Raw genomic sequence first — 2,202 nt, forward strand, 5'->3', positions numbered from 1 at the left:
ATGCGCAAAATACCAAACGAATGGTTTGAAAAAGTGCGCAAAAACGCAAGCGTAGAGAGCTTCGGTAAGGTTTCTTTGCCTGCGATAACGACGGCAAATACTAGCCTGCGAAATATACCGACTGACGAGGCCATACTCTATAATCCCGTACGCGCAGGCGAGGGGCTACCGTTTGACTACGCTCAGCTCTCTTTCGTCTCGATAGGCTATCCGCTTTATGTTTCGCACTTTTCGGCCGATGGCGCGTGGGCATTTGTCGGTAGCGACGCCGCATGGGCCTGGGTGAAATCGACCGAAATCAAAATTTTAAGCGCGGACGGCGTGCGCGAGCTAAAAAACTCTAAATTTTTAAGCGTTATAAAAGACGAAGAGCCCGTCTACGACAAAAACGGCAACTTTTTATTTTACGGACGCATAGGGGCAATTTTGCCGTTTCAAAGCGAGGATCAGTTTAAATTTTACGGCAAAATCCAGACCCAAAGCGGACTAAAAAACTACGAGATCTCAAAACAAAGCGCAAGCCGCTTTCCGCTTAAATTTAGCGACGAAAACGTAAGAACGCTGGCATCATCGTTGCTCGGGCAAAGCTACGGCTGGGGCGGGTTTGGCGGCAAGCGCGACTGCTCGCTGTTTTTGCAGGATTTTCTAGGCAGCTTTGGCGTGTGGCTACCGCGAAACTCAAAGGCGCAAGGTCAAATCGGCAAGGTCGTAAGCCTAGCAAATCTAAGCGCGGAAGAAAAACTGCGCGTCATCAAAACACAGGCAGTGCCGTATAGAACGCTATTTCACATGAACGGGCACATCATGCTCTACGCTGGTATGCGCGGCGACGAACCGCTCGCCGTGCACGACGTCTGGGGCATCCGCACGAAAGATAACGGTAGAGCCATGATCGGCGGCATAGCGATCACGACGCTAAAAATCGGCTCGGACGTAGCAGACATCGATCCAAAACGTTTGCTAGTTTCGAGAATAAACTCCATGAACACCTTTGAAGTGGCTAGCGGCGAAGAGGCTCAGCGCGCGAAACAATCGGCGATCGAAAAAGCTTACGGCGTGAAAATAGTCGGCAACGAGGTGATTTTTGCGGACGGCAGTAAGGTTAAATTTGACGACGGTGAGGCAAAAGATACTGGCCGCTTGCTAAACCTAGCTGACATCGAGGATACTTTTGCGCAGCCTTATCCGCTCTTTAAGCCTTTGGCGCTACCTAGCAATGACGCGGGCAGATACCGAAACTACGAGCTTTTAGATAAAATTTACGGCGCGAGCGAGGCGGAAGTGAAGGCAAATTTAACCGATGTCGTTTGGCTAAAAAATCACGGCGGTAAAACGTTTAAATTTAACTCCAAAAACGGCGCGGCAGCAGCTCTGCAAGCCGTTTCAAACGAGCTTGACGCGCTAACGGCGAAGAAACCGGAGCTACTAAAGTTTCTTGACAACCCGTCGGGTACCTTTAACTGGCGCGTGATCGAAGGCACAAAGCGCAAGAGCTCCCACTCCTACGGCATCGCGATCGACATAAATACCGACAAGAGCGACTACTGGCGCTGGAGCAAGGACGGTAGTTACCGCAATCAAATCCCTGAGGAGATCGTGCACGCTTTTGAAAAACACGGCTTCATCTGGGGCGGGCGCTGGGTGAGCTTTGATACGATGCACTTCGAGTATAGACCGGAGTTTGGGCATTTGAGATAAATTTGACAGTAGTTTTGACGATAAATTTGAGTGAAAACAGCTCAAATTTATCGTTACGTTTTGGCTGGCGGCAGGATGTCGCCGCTTTGTCCTCTGTTAAAATTTGAGCTCTAATCAAGGCGACAGACGGTTTAAATTTGACTTTTTGGTTATGCGTAAATTTAAGCACCAACGGTTCAAAATTTATCTACCGCTTTAGCTGCTTGTAAAATTTACTCGTTAAATTTAGTTCCGGCTGCACGGCGGTCTGTATATCGAATTTGTTTTAAGCTTAGGTAAATTTGATAAATTTTGGCTCCAACTTGCCTAATAGCGGAATTTATAATAATGTTTACGCCTCTTGCAGCTCGCTCTCAAACATCCGCTTGATCTCGCTTCCAAGCACGCAGTTGCCATCTCGCCAGGGGCGGCAGATCACGTTGCCTTCTTCTCCTTTGCTTAGGCAGACGCAGTTAAAATAGCTCTTGTCCGAAGCGTTGTCCGATATAAGGTAAACAAGCCCGT

The 2,202-nt window shown here is 48.6% G+C and carries 1 protein-coding gene; it reads left to right on the forward strand.

The window, feature by feature from the left end; all coding sequences use genetic code 11:
• Positions 1-1,698 (forward strand): M15 family metallopeptidase (locus Q0314_RS04805; RefSeq protein WP_298057117.1); only part of this gene is annotated, 1,698 nt, incomplete at its 5' end.
• Between the last annotated feature and the right edge of the window lie 504 nt (positions 1,699-2,202).

It is taken from the genome of uncultured Campylobacter sp. (assembly GCF_938040115.1).
In the GTDB taxonomy this organism is placed as follows: domain Bacteria; phylum Campylobacterota; class Campylobacteria; order Campylobacterales; family Campylobacteraceae; genus Campylobacter_A.